The 1,561-nt window shown below is 48.6% G+C and carries 1 protein-coding gene; it reads right to left on the bottom strand.

Features of this window, described 5'->3' with window-relative positions; translation table 11 throughout:
• Positions 1 to 1,561 (bottom strand): Tn3 family transposase (locus R7P74_RS24690; RefSeq protein WP_276385191.1); only part of this gene is annotated, 1,561 nt, incomplete at both ends.

The raw sequence follows: 1,561 nt of genomic DNA, 5'->3' as shown, positions 1-1,561 counted from the left end.
CGTTGCACATACTGCCGCAAACTGGCATCGTCGATGTAGTCAAGTAAATATTGCGCTTTAACCAGTCGATTATACTCTGTCAGCGCCTGTAATATCGGGTGTCCTGAAGGATAACCAGACAGTTTTCTCACCAGTATTGCCTGTGTTGTTCGTTTTGTCTGAAGTGACAGGACAATACGCCTGATATCCTGCCATCCCGTTTCGATGACCCCCGTCCTGATGGGTTTCTTCAGCGCAAGTATGGTGTTACATTGTTCATTTTCAGTCACCTCAAACAGATCGTTGATGACGCTGTTAAATTGCGCGTATCGCGGTGCAAAGCTGTAGCCGCATAGATCCAATAAAGCGAAGTTGACGTGATTGACACCGTGTGTATCTGTCGAGAGTACGTCAGGTTTGATATCGCTGCTGTTGGATTGCAACAGATCATAGATATAGTGTGATTCATGCTCGTTGGAGCCGATTATCCGTGCATTCAGCGCGCTGTGATTGGCGACCAGGGTCATGGCCGTGATCCCTTTATTGGTACCGAAGTACTTCGAGGAATACCGGGTTTTAAACGTTTCCAGATGCGTTTCGAATTTCTGACCATCCGCACTGGCGTGCAACTGGTCCTCCTGAATATGGTAGTGGCGGAAGATGGGTAATGAAGCCACCGCATTATTGATCACGTCGCTGGCATCATGCAGCGTTTCAGGTCGGATATAGTTAGCCTGTACTGTACTCAGGTGTTCATAACTGCGGTCGGAGATCTGCGCCATACCATACACACCACGGTGAGTGGCGTTAGCAATCAGAATGGCCAGTAAATCATCCTGATGAGTAGTTCCCTGTTTTTGTATTGGCAGCACATGTGTCAGGCATCGCATAAACCCGGTTTCGCGCTCAACATACCGCAGGACATCCGCGATACCGACTGGCTGCATTCGCTTAAAGAAGGGATTGTTGACCAGAGATGTAGCGCCTTTTGTTGGCAGGTGCCAGCGGGTGCCCGAGCGATTTTTCATGATTACATTGCGATTATCTCCCTCATCAATATGGCGCGCCACGTCTTTGAGCGCGCTTTCCAGTCGATGTTGTTTCTCCTGTAACAATGCGTCAACAGGTTGTTTTAGTCTGTCCAGCGTTGATGACTCCAGCAGTGCATCCTGCGATGTTTGGGGGATCAGGTCGTCTTCCAGTGCCCGGTATTTGGTGACATTTGACAGATAAATACGTCCGTTCAGTCGTGAAGTTAACTGCCGGTAGAGCAGCCATTCATAACGTTGCGGATTAACGTTATCCTGTTTCACCAGCCATGGGAGGTGCTTTTTGGGGATAAGCGACGTATCCATTGTCATCAGTGATTCACCGGATACAATTTCCGTTTGCATCTTTTGAAGTTGGGCGACGACGGCTTCTGAGCCTTTACCGGCCTCACATTCAAGGCACAGGAACACTGGTCTTAACAACTGTTCCAGAAGGTTTCGTTGTTCGTCATAATATTGCCACTGGTACTCTTCCACGGTCCGTTTCTGTTTTTTCAGGTAAAGGCAGAGGGTCTGGATATCCCTGTCATTCA

This window comes from Vibrio sp. 2033 (assembly GCF_033339735.1).
This window is presented reverse-complemented; position numbering and strand designations above follow the sequence as displayed.